15 protein-coding genes are annotated in these 16,862 nt (G+C 32.7%); 1 reads left to right on the forward strand and 14 read right to left on the reverse strand.

Features of this window, described 5'->3' with window-relative positions; translation table 11 throughout:
• Nucleotides 1–6: 6 nt before the first annotated feature.
• The 14 genes from IW18_RS18860 to IW18_RS18925 all read right to left on the reverse strand — a co-directional run bounded on the left by IW18_RS18860 (nt 7) and on the right by IW18_RS18925 (nt 16,013).
• Nucleotides 7–516 carry a DUF4348 domain-containing protein gene (locus IW18_RS18860; protein ID WP_041519721.1) on the reverse strand — a complete coding sequence of 170 codons (510 nt, stop codon included), beginning with the start codon at nt 514–516 and terminating at the stop codon, nt 7–9.
• A gap of 18 nt (nt 517–534) precedes the next feature.
• Nucleotides 535–1,116 carry an NUDIX domain-containing protein gene (locus IW18_RS18865; protein WP_041519722.1) on the reverse strand — a complete coding sequence of 194 codons (582 nt, stop codon included), beginning with the start codon at nt 1,114–1,116 and terminating at the stop codon, nt 535–537.
• Nucleotides 1,117–1,172: 56 nt separating this feature from the next.
• The gene (locus IW18_RS18870; RefSeq protein ID WP_041519723.1) at nt 1,173–2,444 is read right to left on the reverse strand and encodes an adenylosuccinate synthase; all 1,272 of its coding nucleotides are present in this window, start codon (nt 2,442–2,444) and stop codon (nt 1,173–1,175) included.
• A gap of 95 nt (nt 2,445–2,539) precedes the next feature.
• On the reverse strand, nt 2,540–2,998 hold the full coding sequence (locus tag IW18_RS18875) for a Fur family transcriptional regulator (RefSeq protein WP_026981862.1): 459 nt from the start codon (nt 2,996–2,998) through the stop codon (nt 2,540–2,542).
• An 88-nt stretch (nt 2,999–3,086) separates the two neighbouring features.
• The gene (locus tag IW18_RS18880; RefSeq protein ID WP_041519724.1) at nt 3,087–5,306 is read right to left on the reverse strand and encodes a RelA/SpoT family protein; all 2,220 of its coding nucleotides are present in this window, start codon (nt 5,304–5,306) and stop codon (nt 3,087–3,089) included.
• A gap of 210 nt (nt 5,307–5,516) precedes the next feature.
• Nucleotides 5,517–7,055 (reverse strand): serine hydrolase, encoded by a 1,539-nt coding sequence (locus IW18_RS18885; protein ID WP_041519772.1) that lies wholly within the window; start codon nt 7,053–7,055, stop codon nt 5,517–5,519.
• 16 nt (nt 7,056–7,071) lie between these two features.
• Nucleotides 7,072–7,863 (reverse strand): TrmH family RNA methyltransferase, encoded by a 792-nt coding sequence (locus tag IW18_RS18890; protein ID WP_041519725.1) that lies wholly within the window; start codon nt 7,861–7,863, stop codon nt 7,072–7,074.
• Nucleotides 7,864–8,227: 364 nt separating this feature from the next.
• Nucleotides 8,228–9,160, reverse strand: a complete 933-nt coding sequence (locus tag IW18_RS18895; RefSeq protein WP_084607992.1) for a DUF2167 domain-containing protein — start codon at nt 9,158–9,160, stop codon at nt 8,228–8,230.
• 38 nt (nt 9,161–9,198) lie between these two features.
• The gene (locus IW18_RS18900) at nt 9,199–10,284 is read right to left on the reverse strand and encodes a phosphoglyceromutase (RefSeq protein WP_041519726.1); all 1,086 of its coding nucleotides are present in this window, start codon (nt 10,282–10,284) and stop codon (nt 9,199–9,201) included.
• 204 nt (nt 10,285–10,488) lie between these two features.
• Nucleotides 10,489–11,775: a DUF58 domain-containing protein gene (locus IW18_RS18905; protein ID WP_052480232.1), complete on the reverse strand. Its 1,287-nt coding sequence runs from the start codon at nt 11,773–11,775 to the stop codon at nt 10,489–10,491.
• A 144-nt stretch (nt 11,776–11,919) separates the two neighbouring features.
• Nucleotides 11,920–12,933: an AAA family ATPase gene (locus IW18_RS18910; RefSeq protein ID WP_041519728.1), complete on the reverse strand. Its 1,014-nt coding sequence runs from the start codon at nt 12,931–12,933 to the stop codon at nt 11,920–11,922.
• Between the two features lie 107 nt (nt 12,934–13,040).
• Entirely contained in the window at nt 13,041–14,255 is a 1,215-nt protein-coding gene (locus IW18_RS18915) for a DUF4350 domain-containing protein (RefSeq protein WP_041519729.1), read from the reverse strand.
• Nucleotides 14,248–15,033: a DUF4129 domain-containing protein gene (locus IW18_RS18920; protein WP_240475583.1), complete on the reverse strand. Its 786-nt coding sequence runs from the start codon at nt 15,031–15,033 to the stop codon at nt 14,248–14,250. Before IW18_RS18920 ends, IW18_RS18915 begins: the two co-directional genes overlap by 8 nt.
• Nucleotides 15,033–16,013, reverse strand: a complete 981-nt coding sequence (locus tag IW18_RS18925; protein WP_041519731.1) for a stage II sporulation protein M — start codon at nt 16,011–16,013, stop codon at nt 15,033–15,035. Before IW18_RS18925 ends, IW18_RS18920 begins: the two co-directional genes overlap by 1 nt.
• 20 nt (nt 16,014–16,033) lie before the next feature.
• Between IW18_RS18925 and IW18_RS18930 the strand changes: the two genes are divergently transcribed.
• A complete protein-coding gene (locus IW18_RS18930) occupies nt 16,034–16,777 on the forward strand; it encodes an RDD family protein (protein ID WP_041519732.1) in 744 nt (247 codons plus the stop codon).
• The last annotated feature ends 85 nt before the right edge of the window (nt 16,778–16,862 follow it).

Here is a 16,862-nt window from a genome sequence, read left to right on the forward strand (position 1 = left end):
AAAATTTTAAGTCGATTGTTCTTTCCAAGATTTCAAAAACCATTTTCCATTTATTTTTTCAAAATAAATATCTGAGTAAATTCCATTATCAATTCCTCTAATCTCAACAGTCATTAAATTATTTTTTAATATATTCTTCTGACTATATCGATCAAGTTCTCTCGTTAATGCATCATTAGGATAAGTGAAATCTAGTTTTGTATATTCAGACTTTAAAATGGTTCTTTCTTTAAATCCTGACTTGTTTTCATTTATTTCTTCCATGCTTTCTAAGTCAATTTCTTTGACTTTCAACGGGAATTTTACTCTGCTAATTTGAAAAAGAGAATCACGACTAAAATCTTTTAAAAAGGCTTCAAAATTTTCGTCAGTTATTTTTGAAGATGACTTTTCAGTTTTGGCACTTTCAATTTTCGATTCTTCAACTTTCGCATGGTCTGTTTTACTGATTTCATTTTTGCAGTTTACAAATAAAAATGAAATCAGTAAAAGAAAGATTATTGGTTTTTGAGTCATGATATTTTGAAAATTAAATTAAACCAACCCTTTTATCTTAGCATGTTGTAATAGTAAAATAGTTTTAGCATCTGTAATTTCTCCAGATTCAATCATGGCATAAGCTTGGTCAAAAGTATATTCCAGAACCTCGATGTTTTCCTGTTCAGAAGCTAATCCACCGCCTTCGCTTACTTTCATACTTTCGTCATATTCTCCAACAAAAAGATATAAGATTTCTGTTACTGCACCTGGCGACATATAAGTTTCTACTACTTTCTGGACTTTGCTTAGGCGATATCCTGTTTCTTCTTCGGTTTCACGAATAATAGCTTGCTCAGGATGATCCTGATCTAAAAGTCCTGCACAAACCTCAATCATCATTCCGGTTTTATTTCCGTTAAGGAAAGTTGGCAAACGAAATTGACGTGTTAGAATAACTGTTTTTTTTGTAGTGTTGTATAATAAAATTCCAGCTCCGTTTCCACGATCATAAACTTCACGAACATGTGTTTGAATTTTTTCATTTTCTTTTTGATAACTAAATGTTACTTTGTTTAAGATGTACCAATTGTCTGATAGTAAAGAAGTTTCAGTTATTTTGATTTCCGGATTTTTCATAAGGCATATAAATTTGTATAAAAAAACGCCCTGATTATCAGAGCGTTTAGAGATTGTTATTTTGTTATCGTTTGCTTTCTGTCTGGTCCAACAGATACAATCTTAATTGGTACACCAACTTCAGCTTCGATAAATTCAATATATTCTTTTAACTCGACTGGTAATTGATCGTAAGTTGTCATACCAGTTAAATCTGCTTGCCATCCTTTAAATTCTTTATAAACCGGAGTTACATTTTCTGGTTCGATGTTATAAGGGAAGTGAGAGATGTTTTGTCCTTTGTAGTTGTATTCAGTACACACTTTTAAAGTTTCGAATCCAGAAAGAACATCACCTTTCATCATCATTAATTGTGTTACTCCGTTTACCTGAACAGCATATTTAAGCGCTACTAAGTCTAACCATCCACAACGTCTTTGTCTTCCTGTAACAGATCCAAATTCGTTTCCAACTTTTGCCATTGTAGCACCAACTTCGTCAAAAAGTTCAGTTGGGAAAGGTCCGCTACCAACACGTGTAACGTATGCCTTAAAAATTCCGTAAACTTCTTTGATTTTATTAGGAGCGATTCCTAAACCAGTACAAGCTCCGGCAGCAGTAGTATTTGATGAAGTTACAAAAGGATAAGTTCCAAAATCAACATCTAATAATGAACCTTGAGCTCCTTCGCATAAAATAGATTTACCAGCTTTTTGAGCTTGGTACATATATTCTTCACTGTCAATAAAATCTAATTTTTTTAATTCTTCGATAGCTTCAAAAAACTCTTTTTCAAGTTCAGCTAAGTTGTATTGAATCGCTACATCATAAAAAGCAATCATTGCTTCATGTTTGTCAGCTAAAGCTCTGTAACGGTCTTTAAAGTCTTCTAATTCAATGTCTCCAACACGTAATCCGTTTCTACCAGTTTTGTCCATGTAAGTTGGGCCAATTCCTTTTAATGTAGAACCAATTTTTGCTTTTCCTTTAGAAGCTTCAGATGCTGCATCTAACAAGCGGTGCGTTGGCAAAATTAAATGTGCTTTTCTAGAAATGATCAATTTGCTTTTGATGTCAAGGTTAAATTTCTCTAAACCTTCAATTTCTTTTTGAAAAACTACAGGATCTATTACAACACCATTTCCGATGATGTTTATTGATTTTTTATGAAAAATTCCAGAAGGAATGGTTCTAAGTACGTGTTTAATTCCGTCAAATTCTAATGTATGTCCTGCATTTGGTCCTCCTTGAAAACGTGCAATGATATCATAATTTGAGGTAAGAACGTCAACAATTTTCCCTTTACCTTCATCTCCCCATTGTAATCCTAGTAATAAATCTACCGTCATTCTGTTTTAATTTGCGTTGAGGCAATTTGAATTGCCCTACTGATTAATGTAGTTAATTTTCTTTTTTTTATTTTGTAAATAATGCCTTTTCGGGATTATTGTTTTTGCTTTTTGTTTCCGTAGAAATAAAGTGAGTGATTCGTAATTTCGATATCAAATATTTCTTCGATTGTTTTTTTGATGGTTTGAATTCTTGGATCGCAAAATTCAATCACCTCACCAGAATCTGTCATGATAATGTGATCGTGTTGTTTATCAAAATACGATTTTTCGTAATAAGCCTGATTTTGTCCAAATTGATGTTTTCTAACCAAAGCGCAGTCCAACAATAGTTCAATCGTGTTGTATAAAGTTGCTCTACTCACACGATAGTTCTTGTTTTTCATCTTGATATAAAGGTTTTCAATATCAAAATGTTCTTCGCTATCGTAAATTTCCTGAAGTATTGCATAACGCTCAGGAGTTTTGCGATGCCCTTTTTGTTCAAGATACATTGTAAATACATTTTTTACAATTTCTTGATTCTTAGTGTTGTCAGTTGAAATGAGTGTCATATCCGGCAAAGATAAATTTTTATTTTTAATGAATAAAAGTTTCGTGTTTAAAGTTTAGTTATAAAACCCTTATAGATAGGTTAAAAAGTTAGGTTCTATATTCTCTGGTAACTTTATCAACTCCATCAATTTTTTTAATTGCATTGATCATTTTTTTCAAAATCGTATTATTTTGAACAATAACTGCAATTTGTCCGTGAAAAATTCCTGCATCTGTACTTAACGAAATACTCTGGATATTTACACTCATATTGTTCGAAATCACCCTTGTTAATTGGTTTGTAAGTCCTAAAACATCCATTCCTGTAATGTTGATAATGGCTTTAAATTCTTCCTGAGAAGAGTCAATCCATTTGGCACTCATGATACGATATGCATAGTTTGACTGCATTCCAATTGCGTTTGGACAATCTTTTTTATGTACTTTAATTCCCTCGTTTATAGTTACAAAACCAAAAACGTCGTCTCCCGGAATTGGGTTACAACATGGCGAAAGTTTATAATCTAGTTTATCATGTTCAGTTCCAAAAACCAACATGTCATAATTACTGCTAATGACAGGTTTATGAATGTCATCGTCTGCAGTATCCTTATTTCTTTTAATTTTATTTTTAAAGAAATTGATAAACGAGTTGCTTTTTTGCGCTGCGTAATCCTTTAATTGCTGATTCTCGATTGCACCAATTCCAACTCTGTAAAATAAATCTAAACTGGTTTTAAGCTTGAAAAAGTTAACGAGTTCATTGATTACTTGTTCACTAATCGTTATTTTTAAATGCTTAAGTTTTCGGGTAAGTAATTCTTTACCTTCTTCGGCAATTTTCTTGGTGTTCTCGTTAAGAACATTTTTAATTTTATTTTTGGCTCTCGAAGTGGTTACATATTCTAACCAGTTTACCGTTGGTTTTTGGTTTGCAGATGTAATTACTTCGACCTGATCGCCACTTTTTAATTCGTGATTTAACGGAACCAAACGACCATTGACACGTGTTCCTCTGGTTTTAATTCCAATCTCAGAGTGAATACTAAAGGCAAAGTCAAGAGATGTGGCGCCTTTTGGCAACGATTTGATTTCTCCTTTTGGCGTAAAGACAAAGATTTCTTTTGAATATAAATTCATTTTAAAATCTTCGACAAAATCTACCGCATTGGTTTCCTGATTTTCTAATGCTTCGCGAAGTAAATTCAACCAAACGTCCAAACCGCTTTCTTCGGTTGCTCCGTTTTTGTATTTGTAATGTGCTGCATAACCTTTCTCTGCAATTTCATCCATACGTTCGCTTCGTACCTGCACTTCGACCCAGCGACCTTTTGGTCCCATAACGGTAATGTGCAAAGCTTCATATCCAGTTGATTTTGGAGAAGAAATCCAATCGCGTAAACGACTCGGACTTGGTCTGTAGTGATCTGTAACGATCGAATATATTTTCCAGGCCACAAACTTTTCGTCGTGCGGATCTGATTTGTAAACAATTCTTAAGGCAAATTTGTCATATACTTCGTCGAAACTAACGTTCTGAGCACGCATTTTTCGGCGAATCGAATAAATAGATTTCGGACGACCTTTTATAATATAATCGATTCCTTCACTATCTAAAGATTTCTTTAAAACATCTGAAATGTCTTTGATATAAGCATCCTGCTCTTCTTTAGTTTCTCTAATCTTGCTTACAATATCATTGTAAACGGCCGGTTCAGTATATTTTAATCCTAAATCTTCCAATTTAGTTTTAATATTATAAAGTCCTAAACGATGGGCGAGAGGAGCATAGATATAAAGTGTTTCTGAGGCAATTTTAGTTTGTTTGTATTCTGCCATCGAATCCATGGTTTGCATATTGTGCAAACGATCCGCCAATTTTATTAAAATTACGCGAACATCATCATTCAAAGTCAGGATCATTTTTCTAAAATTCTCTGCCTGCATAGAAGCATTTAGATCTTTTTGAACCAATGAAATTTTGGTCAAACCTTCGACCAACTGAGCCACTTTTGGATTAAACAAACGTTCGATATCTTCGACCGTCATAGGCGTATCTTCGACAACATCGTGCAATAAAGCCGCAGCAATCGAAGTCGCTCCCAAACCAATTTCTGAGGCAACAATTTTTGCAACTGCAATAGGATGAAAGATATACGCTTCGCCAGATTTCCGTCTTTGCTCTTTATGAGCATCAACAGCAACATCAAATGCTTTACGGATAAGTTTTTTGTCGGTTGGGCTTAAAGTCTGATAACTGATTCGAAGTAATTCTTTATACTCTTGCGCAATTGCTTTATTTTCTTTTTCAATATCTATTTCTATCATAACGGCATAGTTCAAGTACTAAAAATAGGAAAAAAAATGTATATACACAAGGATTTGAAACTTAGATTTTAGATTTTAGATATCAGATTTTTGATTGATAAAATGGACTTATATTTGTCCAAAATAGATTTGAAAAGCTGTTTTTTATGAAAAGCAGAAAAGAAAAATTTTAGATTAAAAACCACAAGTTTTTAATCTAAAATCTAAAAATTACTCTTTCGAAAAATCTAAATCCTGAAAGTCATAACTGAAATCCGTTAATTCAGAAATTGGAAGCATTTTTAAGTTAATGACTTTTCCGTTTTCATCGTATTTGAAAAGTAGATGAGCATCTGCGTGGAAAAAAGCGTTATTCCATTTTACCACGTAGTTTCCATCTTTGTAGAAAAAAACTTCACCTGCCAGTTGAGGAGAACGTTTTGAAGCAAAATATACTTTTCCTTTTTTCTCCGTAATAGTAACTTCTCCAAACCAATTGTCTTTGTAAGTTCCTGTAATTTTAGAAAAATCAGTTTTTACTTTGTCTTTTTTATTTTTGGCAACAGTAGTCCAAACTTCGTCTGTAACTTTGTCAGCAGATTCTTCGCTGGCTTTCATTTTGTTGCTGTAAACCGTTACATAATCATCAGACTTAATGCCTAAATAACTGTCTTTAATTGTATTTGTAATAGCGCTAAAAGCTGCTCCGGATTGCTGATTAGTCAATACAATAATTCCCAATCCTAATTCCGGAATCAAAGTCGTTTGCGTAACATTTCCTTCTAAACCTCCAGTATGCGAAACTTGTTTGTATCCTTTTATATCATTTAAAAACCATCCTAAACCATACCCGTTAAAATGAGTGTTATAAGGAGGTCTTGTTTTTGTTGGAATAATCGTTTGTAATTGCCACATTTCATCGTGTTCTTTTTCAGAAAACAATTGTTTGTTATCGCCGTATTTTCCGTTATTGATTTGCACAATAGCCCATTTACTCAAATCGTTTACACTAGAATAAATTCCGGCAGCTCCATCAAAAAGCTGATTTTCATAGCGTTTTATAGTTTTTAGTTTTCCATCAAGCGGAACGTGAGGCGTAATTACGTTTGTAGTATCTTTTAATCGTTTTACAGATGCGACACTATTATTCATTTCCAAAGGTTTCATGATGCGTTCTTCAACAAAATCCGCCCAAGTTTTGCCACTTACAACATGCACAATTTCGCCTGCAATAATGTACATTAAATTATCATAATCGTATTTGGTTCTAAAGCTCGAAACAGGTTTTAAATATCTTAAATTATGAATGATATCTTGTGCTTTAAAATCGCTTCCGTCAGGCCAAATCATTAAATCTCCCGCGCCAAGACCAAGTCCGCTTCTGTGTGTTAGTAAATCACGAATAGTAAATTCACGCGTTACAAAATCATCATACATTTTAAAATCAGGAAGGTATTGTATCACTTTATCGTCCCATTTTATTTTGCCTTCGTCTACCAGCATCGCAAGAGCTGCAGATGTAAAAGCTTTGCTGTTTGACGCAATTCCAAAAAGAGTATTAGCATCTACTTTTTGTTGTGTTGTAACCGATTTTACACCGTAACCTTTTGCCAAAACTACTTTTCCGTCTTTTACAATTGCAACAGCAATTCCGGGAACGTCAAAGGCTTTTATGGTGCGATTTACCAATTCATCTACTTCTTGATTTGAAATCTGTGCAGAAGCTGTAAGACCTAAAAGAAACAGTACTAGAAATAATTTACAATTCATAATTTTAAATTTATAATTAATTAAATCCTCGTTGACGTTTGGCTTCAAAAATTAAAATGGCAGCTGCGACAGATACATTCATGCTGTCAATTTCGCCTTGCATAGGTATAATGATATTTTGCGTAGCGGCATCACGCCAATCCTGCGTTAAACCGGTTGCTTCTGTACCCACAACTAATGCAGTTGGAGTAGTAAAGTCTTGTGTATGATATGAAGTCGAATTTTGTAAAGTAGCGCAATAAAAATCAATCTTTTTTTCTTTCAAGAAAGCAATGATTTCTGCTGTAGTTCCTGTTGCTATTTGATTGGTAAACAAACAACCAACGCTCGAACGCACAATATTTGGATTGTATAAATCACTTTTTGGATTGGCGATTAATACGGCATCAAGATTTGCAGCATCTGCGGTGCGCAAAAGCGCTCCAATGTTCCCTGGTTTTTCGGGAGCTTCGGCTACTAAAATCAATGGATTTTTAGATAGTTTTAAATCCGATAATGACATTGATTTTGTTTTGGCTATTGCCAAAATACCTTCGGTTGTGTCACGATAGGCAAGTTTTTGATACACTTCCTTATTAATCTCAATTAGCGGAACTGGTGAGTTTACTAATTTATTGATTTGATTTTCAGTTACTAATTCCGGTAAAAACAAAACCGTTTCTATTTCGTAACCGCCTTTTATTGCCAATGAAATTTCTCGTAAACCTTCAATCAAAAATGTTCCGGTTTGTTTTCTGGCTTTGGCTTTTTCTTGAAGTAAAACTAGCGATTTAATAAACGGATTTTGTATTGAAGTAATTTGTTTCATTTTTTTTAAAGGTACTAAGTTTCTGAGCCGCTAAGGTACTGAGTTTTTTTTAAAATAGGAGCAAAGGTTAAGAGAGGCAAAGGTTCAAAGGTTTTCTTTATGTACGGTTAAAAAAGTTTGCCACGAATTACACGAATTTCCACTAATTTTTCTTCGTATTGAAGTAAAAAATAATTCGTGAAAATTCGTGTAATTTGTGGCGAAAAAAACTATTTTTCAGTTCGAGTAGTTTAGTTTTTGTCTGAAATATTTTTAGAATTGAATAAAAAAAGTTTGCCACAAATTATACGAATTTCCGCTAATTTTTGTCCGTATTGAAGTACAAACTAATTCGTGCAAATTCGTGTAATTCGTGGCAAAAAAACTATTCTTCTTTAGGATTGTTTTCTTCTAGTAATGCTGTTTCTTCTTCCTGAGGTCTTGTTGTAACTTGATCTTTTTTGCCGAATAAAAATTTTCTTAACCCTGCAAAAGCTGCAGCGATTGCCAAGAATATTACTTTTCCGAATTTAGCAATGATCGCAAAGAAACCTACTTTTGCAAGCACTTTTCCGGCTACTAATCCGCCAATAGTCCAGGCCGCAACAGTATCAGTATCGGCATCAAAATCTAAGTATTTGTGTCCGTCATTAAATTCGACACTTTTTAGGATTCCCGGAATACTGGCTTTAACTTCTGCAAGTTGTCCCATTCCTGCTACTGCCGAAATATTATACATTCCTTTTCTTCCTAAAACTCTTAGATCATAATTTAAAGTATTGGTTTCGTCCTGACCAAATTTTAATTCTTTTGCCCAGTGTAATACTTTTAAATTATTATCATAGTATGGTTTTGAAGCCCAACCAACTAATTCTACTGCCGAATATCCGCCTTTTTTTCGTTCTTCATTTTCTGCTTTTGTATCCTCTTTCATGGTTTTTAGCAAATCATCATAATCGATGTCGCCGGCATCATCATCTTTTACAAAACCATCTCCCTGATAACTTATTACAAACATCCAGCTATTAGCATGTGTAACGCCTTTAGCATCAGGAACAAGTGATCCTAGAACGGTCTTGTCTTCGGGATTTCCCCATAAATTACTTAAAACGTCTTGTGTTTGTGCAGCATTCAAAAATTTAAATCCTTTAGGAACATTCAGCGTTCCTTCGCCTTCGGGTAATTTAATTTTTCCGGATTCGTATTTTAAAGATTTTTCGATATTCTCGTAATATGCAACAAGAGTATCTGGTTTTTGTGCAATTATTTTCGGAATAAAAGCGGCAAATAATAATAAAAATAATAAGGTTTTTTTCATTTTGGTAGATTGGTTTTGGTTGGTTTATGGTTGTTAATTTATTTTTTTAACACTTCGGTAATCTCATTTGCTACAGGATGTGTGGTTGTAAAAGTATATCCCATAATTTTGGCGATCGTTTGCGCAATTTGTTTTTGATACAATTGAGAATCTGTTTTTACTTCGCCTTTTGCCTCAATTTCTGGTCCAATTGCGGCAAACCAAATTTCCGATGCTCCCACAACATCAGCGCCATGATCTGTCCATTGTGCTTTTGTTTTGTCACCACGACCATGGTCTACAGTAATTAATAAAGTGGTTTTGTTTTTGTATTGCGGATCATTTTGTACAAAATTCCAGATTTCGCTAATCCATTTATCAACTTGATTGGCAGCATCAAGATACGATCTGTAATGTCCGTGATGAGCCCATTCATCAGTTTCGCCGTAAGCAATATAAAGTACTTTTGGTTTCTTTGTTTTAAGTTCATCCAATGCCTCATAATGTGTAAAAACGTCCAGACATTCGTCTTCATGAAAAGGTTTGAATGAGTTATTGCGCATTTCGTTTAACAACTTTTGAGTTGAAGTTGGTTTAGTTCCGCCAACATTATCAAAGGCAGAAATTACTGGAAAATTGCTTCTTTTTTCATTTAAAATTCGGTCAAAAGCATCCCACGCGCCAAATGCAGCTACTTTTCCTTTTAGTTTTGGTTGCTGATTTAAAAATTCTAAAACATTGACATTTGGATTTGCTTTATAGCTATTAGAGTTTACCGCAACATCAACATTTCCGGTCATGATTTCGCTATATCCGGGATAACTGAACCAATATGGATTTGAAACATCTACTTTGTTTCCTAAATCGCGATTGCCATAAATTTGACCTTTCGAAACAATTTCAGACCATAAAAAAGGCATGATTTTTTTTCGGCTTTCCTTGAAATCTGCACTAGAATATTTTTTATAAATATAAGTACTGTCGCCCTGATTGAATTTTTTATCATTGGCAATTGCCGGATCGATTCCTTTAAAAACTTCCTGCCATCTAAAACCATCTGTGGTGATAATGATGATGTTTTCTGTTTTTTGCGCGCGAGACAGAAAGCTCGTGAAAACGAATGTGATTAGAATTAATTTTTTCATTTTTTAGAAGTTACAAAGGTTGTGAGAAACAAAGGTTCAAAGTTTTTTTTGACTATTTTTATTTATAGTAAGAATTTGATGTTTTCATAATGTTTGTAAAAGACAAAGATTTGGCCTGCAATTAATGAAAGATAAAATTGTTTAATCAGTCATTTATAAATAGTAAGGTTTCTGATTTCTGTTTCATTTTACATTTCACAACTTTTACAAAATTCCTCTCGCTTTAATCTCCAAATATTTATTAATCGCGTCCAAAGTCAAATTCTCCGGCTGCGTTAAAACCGAATGTATTCCGTATTTCTTAAGTTCATTTGCGATTAAACGCTTTTCGAACATGAATTTTTCGGCAATAACTTTGTCATAGATTTCTTGAATCGTATCGGTTTTTTTATTGATAATCGCATTCAATTCGGTATTACTAAAGAAAACAACTACCAATAAATGATTTTTTGCAATTCCTTTTAAGTAAGGTAATTGACGATTTAAACCATCCATTGTTTCGAAGTTGGTATACAAAATTATCAAACTTCTTTGATTGATATTTTTCTTAATATCGACATAAAGACGGCTGTAATCACTTTCGAAAAAATCCGTTTTGATGTTGTATAACGTTTCCAGAATTTTTTGCATCTGAGAAGATCTTTTCTCTGCAAAAACTCTGTTTTCTACCTTTTTAGAGAAAGAAAAAATACCTGCTTTATCTTGTTTTTTTAGGATAACATTTGCTAAAACCAAAGTCGAATTAATAGCATAATCCAGTAAACTTAAACCTTCAAAAGGCATTTGCATGACGCGACCTTTATCTATCGCCATATAAACCGATTGCGATTTTTCGTCCTGAAATTGGTTTACCATCAAAGCGTTTTTCTTTGCGGTAGCTTTCCAGTTTAAAGTTCTAAGATCGTCGCCTTGCACATATTCTTTAATTTGTTCAAATTCCATTGTATGACCAATCCTGCGAATCTTTTTTATTCCATATTGAAATAAATTATTCGAAAATGCCAATAAATCATATTTTCTCAATTGAATATAAGAGGGATATGTTGGCACCATTTGATCTTTATCGAATGAGAATCTTCTTGAAATTAATTTTAAAGGCGAAGAAACATATACGTTCAAATACCCAAAATAGTATTCTCCGCGTTCCGTTGGGCGTAAATCGTAGCCTATTTCTTTTTGTTCAGAAGCTTTGATTGTTTTTTCGATTTTAAAATCACGTACTTGAAACTGGAATGGTATTTCGTCAATTATTTTAACCGAAATTTTAAATGTATAATGGTTTTTAATACTGATTGTTACAGGGTTTAGATCTCCATTCGAAAGTTTTTCGGGTGTTTTTCTTTCTGCTTCAACTCCTGTTTTTGTCAAATATAAAATCAAAATGTCAAGACCAAGAAAAGTGGCAAGAATCAAAACGATAAACCAAACCGCATTGTATAAATTCGGAAAAATAAAAGCACAAACAAATAGTCCAATAATGCCCAAGAGCATATAGAAAAAGAAGTTATTGAGATAAAGGCTTTTTATGAATTTCAATTTTTAATTTGTTTCAGGTTTCTTTATAGTTTCAAGTTTCACGTTTTTAGTCAATATATAAAGTTTAAATATTTATAATTAACCATTTACAATTAACAATTATCTTGGTATTTCTACAGTTTCAATAATCTGTTTAATGATTTCAGAACTTGTAATTCCTTCCATTTCACGTTCTGGAGCTACAATTACACGATGTTGTAAAACAGGAATTGCGGCTTCTTTAATATCTTCCGGAGTTACAAAATCGCGTCCGCGGATAGCTGCAAAACCTTTGGCAGCATTTAAAATTGCAATCGAAGCACGAGGAGAAGCTCCTAAATATAAAAAGGCATTTTCACGTGTATTCACAACAATTCGAGCAATGTATTCTAATAAATTTTGCTCTACTCTAATTTGTTTTACTAAAGCCTGATATTCTTTTATTTGAGCCGCAGAAAGTATCGTTTTAATCGCTTCTAATTTTCCGTGATCTTGTAGTAAATGCTCTCTTTGGATAATTAAAATTTCTTCGTTTAATTTTGGGTAATCAATTGTGATTTTGAATAAAAAACGGTCTAATTGTGCCTCAGGCAAACGATACGTTCCTTCTTGTTCGATAGGATTTTGTGTAGCAATGACCAAAAACGGAGTTTCAAGTTGATAAGCAGATCCGTCAATAGTAATTTGGCGCTCTTCCATAACTTCAAAAAGTGCTGCTTGCGTTTTGGCAGGAGCACGATTGATCTCATCAATTAAAATTAAATTAGAGAATATAGGACCTTTTTTAAACTCAAATTCCGAGTTTTTCAAATTAAAAATTGAAGTTCCCAGTATATCAGACGGCATTAAATCGGGCGTAAACTGAATTCGGCTAAAGCCAATATTCAATGTTTTAGATAATAATTTTGCAGTAATTGTTTTAGCAACACCCGGAACACCTTCAAGTAAAACGTGTCCGTTTGATAAAATCGCAACCAATAGTTGATCGACCATTTTATGTTGACCTACAATTACGGTTTCGATTTCTTTTTTAATCTCGCTTACGTGATCTAAAAGTGGCGCTAAATTTATTCTGGTTTGAAAATTTACATCTTCATTTGTGATTTCTGGTGTAGTTGTATTGATATCGTCCATAGTTTGGTATGTTTTCTTATTTGTTTTTTTGCCACAGATTAGAATGATTCTCACAGATTTTAAAAATCATTTTAATCCTTTTAATCTGTGGCAAATATTATTTTTATCTAATTTAAAATCTTTTCGATTGCGTTATTAATTCGGATTAAATCTTCTTCAAGACTGCCATGATAACTTTTTCGGTGTTCGTTTATCAAATATACAAGTTCTTGTATATCAGTAATATTTTTTCCTGTTTTATGATGTAGTTTTTGAATAAAACTATCGTCTAGTTTTCTGGTATCAATTAAATATTCATTTCTAATTTTTTCTAAAAAGTAAATGATTTTTTTATCGATAAGATTTTGATGATCGCCTTCCTGATAGTATAAATTGCCAATTGTTTTGGTAAAATCGACCGTTAAATTGGGCAATGGTTTTAATATAGGTACAATGCGCTGTTTTCGTTTGGCATTAAAAATGATAAAAATTAGCATGCCTATTAAAAAGAAAAGCCAAGCCCATTTTAATCCCGGTTGACTAAAAATGTAGCGCAAAGGCGACTCAGAAATGCTTTCATTATTTTGCCCTTTTGTGTACCAAAAAATATCGCCTTTTGGTAAGTAGGATAAAACACTTTCGGCATATTGATAATTTTTATTTTTTAATAAATTATAGTTTGTAAAAGCAACAGGTTGTGTATGCAAATAGAAATATCCTTGTCTGTAAGGGACTTTAATATAATTGACGTGTTGGTTTACTATTTTTTTATCTAATAATTTGCCTTGATAGCCTAAAACAACTGTATTTGCAGTATCAATTCTCGAAAAATAATCTTCTATCGTTTCAGGAAAAGTATATTTCTGGGCTTTCATTTTCTTGTTTGCCAGCCAAACCTGAGTATCAGAAGCGCCTTGAAAATTTGAATTTACATCAATTTTTAAGCTATCTAATAAATATCTCGGAAAGTTTTTCATGCTCAAAAAAGCATTGTTTCCGTGCGATACAAAATAAAAAATCTCTTTAATAGATTGCTCGTCAATCGCGTTCGTTTCGGATATATTTATAAAAGTTCCTTTTATTTTATAATTTTCTACCAACGTATCTTCGTCATATTTAGAGTCTAAATACTCATAAGGCGTCATAGTCGAAATGCGTTCGACTTTGGATTTAAAAATACCTTTGATTTCTTTATCAAAAACATATAAACCATACGGAATTTTATCGTTGACAGAATATGTTGGTCGCCAATCAATTGGTTTTGGCTGGTCGTGATCTGCTATTAAAACTAGTGCTAAAATAAAAACCAGAATAGCAATATAAATTTTAAGTGTTTTACTCATTGCTAAAGGTTTTTATGGCATTCTTAAATCGGTTTTGGGCTTTACTGAACGAGGTTTCATCGATTTCAAATTCGCCGTACCAAATATAATTGTACAAATAGGATAAATAGGTAAACTCCTCTTTATGAGCGGGTCTTTGAAGTTCGTATAAATAATCAGAATTGGTTTTTTCGATATCCCATTCGATATAGTGATTTTGCGCCATAACTTTTAAAAGCCACAAATAGTAATACCGAATCGCAACTCTTTTTTCTCCGGATTGAATACTTTCTTTGATTAATTTATCAAAATCTAAAAGATGAATATTCTTTTCAATATCAGAATAGTAAAGATTTCGTTTGTTGGCATTTTTACCAAAAATCCATTGTCCTTCTTTATCAATAATTGCTTTTACAATTAAGTAAATCACAAATACAATAATTAAAACAGCTATTGTTTTTACAAAAAAGGATACAAAATTAAACGAGGATTCGGCACTCTCAAAGTGAAACCAACGTTCAAAAAGACGTGCAAGCCATTCCAGAAAACGCTGCCATAAACCTTTTTCGGGCATTTTTTGTTCGTACACAAAATCCGGATCAGTATATTTTTTCTTGAAGTCTTTCGAAAAAGTTTTTGCTTCTACAGTACTGGAATCAATTTGAATATCTTTCTCGGTATATTTTACAGTATCAATTTTAGGAGGTTCGGCTGTAGCCAAAGAATCCTGAGCATTGGAGATACTGCAAAAAAAGAGAAAGGATAAAATGAAGAAAATTCTATTCATTATGGATTTCATTAATTGAATTTGGCAGATAATTTCTGTGTTTTTTTGTGAACAATAGAAGGGTAAATCAAATAATAAAATGAAATAATTCCTAAAGTAAATAAAATGATAAAACTGCTCAACCAGTTTGGCATATCAATGGAATATCGGGTTATAAAACCTTCCAGAAAACCGGCACTAATTGTAAAAGGAAAAGTACTAAGAAAAATTTTAAAACTATTCTTGAAACCAATTTTAAACGAATTCATTCTCGAAAAAGTTTTAGGAAACAAGATAGAAGCTCCTAAAATAAAGCCTGCAGCAGTTTCGATTACAATAGCAAAAATTTCCATTGCCCCGTGAATCCAAATTCCGCGAACACTTTTCCAGAAAACACCTTGCTCATAAAAAAAGTACTGAAAAGACCCCAGCATAATGCAGTTTTGAAGGAATATATAAAAAGTTCCAAGTCCACCAAAAACACCATAAATGTAACATTGCGCACCTACTTTTAAATTATTGACTGTAATACCTATAAAGCTTCCCCAATTACTTCCAGAGCCATAAACAGCCATTGGGTTTCCTTTCTTAATGTTCTCCAATGTCATATTAACATAACCGTCCCCAAGAATCAAGCGAACAAAATTAGGATCGTAACGAGCAGAAACTACACCAATTCCAACAGTGAAAAAAAACAAAACAAAAGCGTACATTAAATAGCGTCTGTATTCGTACATAAGCAGCGGAACTTCTGTAACAAAAAATTCTACGAACTTGTTTTTTTCCGTTCTCTTGGTTTTGTAAATCTTTTGATAAATCTGCGAAGCGAGGTGGTTTAAGTATATAACCGTCTTACTTTTTGGGTAATACGTTTGCGCATACGACAAGTCATTCATCATTTGAATGTACAAATTAGCTAACTCATCAGGATTTTTTTTAGCTTTACCAAAAATAGCTAGCTCAAATTCCAGCCATTTTTCTTTATTTTGTTTTATGAATGCAACTTCTCTCATTAAAGGCTAAAATATAAAATATGTCAGAATTATCTATTAATACAACACAAAATGTTAAAATAAATTTTATCGCTGCAAATGTAGGCGAGAGAATAGGGGCATATTTTATTGATTTGATTATTAAGTTTTCTTTTATAATCGTTGTTTGGCTGATCTTTTTTTATTGGTTAAATTTTGATGTACTACTTAACGATTTAGATAATTGGTCTAGAATGTCGATCATTTTGATAATGTTTTTTCCTTTTTTCATTTATACTTTAACAATGGAAAGCCTTTTTGAAGGACAAACTGTTGGAAAAAAACTAGTTAAAATAAAAGTGGTAAAAATCGATGGCTATCAGGCAGGTTTTGGCGATTATTTAATGCGTTGGTTTTTTAGATTGGTCGATGTCTCAATTCTTGGCGGAATTGTAGCTTTAATATCAGTTATTTCGAGTGAAAAAGGACAAAGATTAGGCGATATGGTTGCTGGAACAGCCGTAATTACATTAAAAAATAAAGTGAATATTAGTCATACCATTCTTGAAGAAGTGGGCGATGCTTATGTAGCAACTTATCCTTTAGTAATTAAATTATCAGACAATGATATGCGAATTATTAAAGATACGTTTCAAAATGCCGTTGCAAAAAATGATCACGAAATGATTTATAAGTTAGTTTCGAAAATTGAAAGTGTAACCGGAATCAAAAATCAATCGGGCGACAATATTGACTTTCTTAGAATTATCCTGAAAGATTATAGTTTTTATACGCAGAATATGTAATATATGGATTTGGTTGATGGTGTTTGTTGTGATTTTCGTAACTTTGTGTAGAGATTGATTGATTAGAATTTTAGTAAATTAATTG

It is taken from the genome of Flavobacterium hibernum (genome assembly GCF_000832125.1).
Lineage (GTDB): Bacteria > Bacteroidota > Bacteroidia > Flavobacteriales > Flavobacteriaceae > Flavobacterium > Flavobacterium hibernum.

Bases quoted from the DNA above. Each gene is read 5' to 3' on its own strand.
- IW18_RS18915 (WP_041519729.1), bottom strand. From the start codon at position 14,255: ATGAGTAAAACACTTAAAATTTATATTGCTATTCTGGTTTTTATTTTA.
- IW18_RS18920 (WP_240475583.1), bottom strand. From the start codon at position 15,033: ATGAAATCCATAATGAATAGAATTTTCTTCATTTTATCCTTTCTCTTT.
- IW18_RS18900 (WP_041519726.1), bottom strand. From the start codon at position 10,284: ATGAAAAAATTAATTCTAATCACATTCGTTTTCACGAGCTTTCTGTCT.
- IW18_RS18895 (WP_084607992.1), bottom strand. From the start codon at position 9,160: ATGAAAAAAACCTTATTATTTTTATTATTATTTGCCGCTTTTATTCCG.
- IW18_RS18865 (WP_041519722.1), bottom strand. From the start codon at position 1,116: ATGAAAAATCCGGAAATCAAAATAACTGAAACTTCTTTACTATCAGAC.
- IW18_RS18910 (WP_041519728.1), bottom strand. From the start codon at position 12,933: ATGGACGATATCAATACAACTACACCAGAAATCACAAATGAAGATGTA.
- IW18_RS18875 (WP_026981862.1), bottom strand. From the start codon at position 2,998: ATGACACTCATTTCAACTGACAACACTAAGAATCAAGAAATTGTAAAA.
- IW18_RS18890 (WP_041519725.1), bottom strand. From the start codon at position 7,863: ATGAAACAAATTACTTCAATACAAAATCCGTTTATTAAATCGCTAGTT.
- IW18_RS18880 (WP_041519724.1), bottom strand. From the start codon at position 5,306: ATGATAGAAATAGATATTGAAAAAGAAAATAAAGCAATTGCGCAAGAG.
- IW18_RS18925 (WP_041519731.1), bottom strand. From the start codon at position 16,013: ATGAGAGAAGTTGCATTCATAAAACAAAATAAAGAAAAATGGCTGGAA.
- IW18_RS18870 (WP_041519723.1), bottom strand. From the start codon at position 2,444: ATGACGGTAGATTTATTACTAGGATTACAATGGGGAGATGAAGGTAAA.
- IW18_RS18860 (WP_041519721.1), bottom strand. From the start codon at position 516: ATGACTCAAAAACCAATAATCTTTCTTTTACTGATTTCATTTTTATTT.
- IW18_RS18905 (WP_052480232.1), bottom strand. From the start codon at position 11,775: ATGCTCTTGGGCATTATTGGACTATTTGTTTGTGCTTTTATTTTTCCG.
- IW18_RS18885 (WP_041519772.1), bottom strand. From the start codon at position 7,055: ATGAATTGTAAATTATTTCTAGTACTGTTTCTTTTAGGTCTTACAGCT.
- IW18_RS18930 (WP_041519732.1), top strand. From the start codon at position 16,034: ATGTCAGAATTATCTATTAATACAACACAAAATGTTAAAATAAATTTT.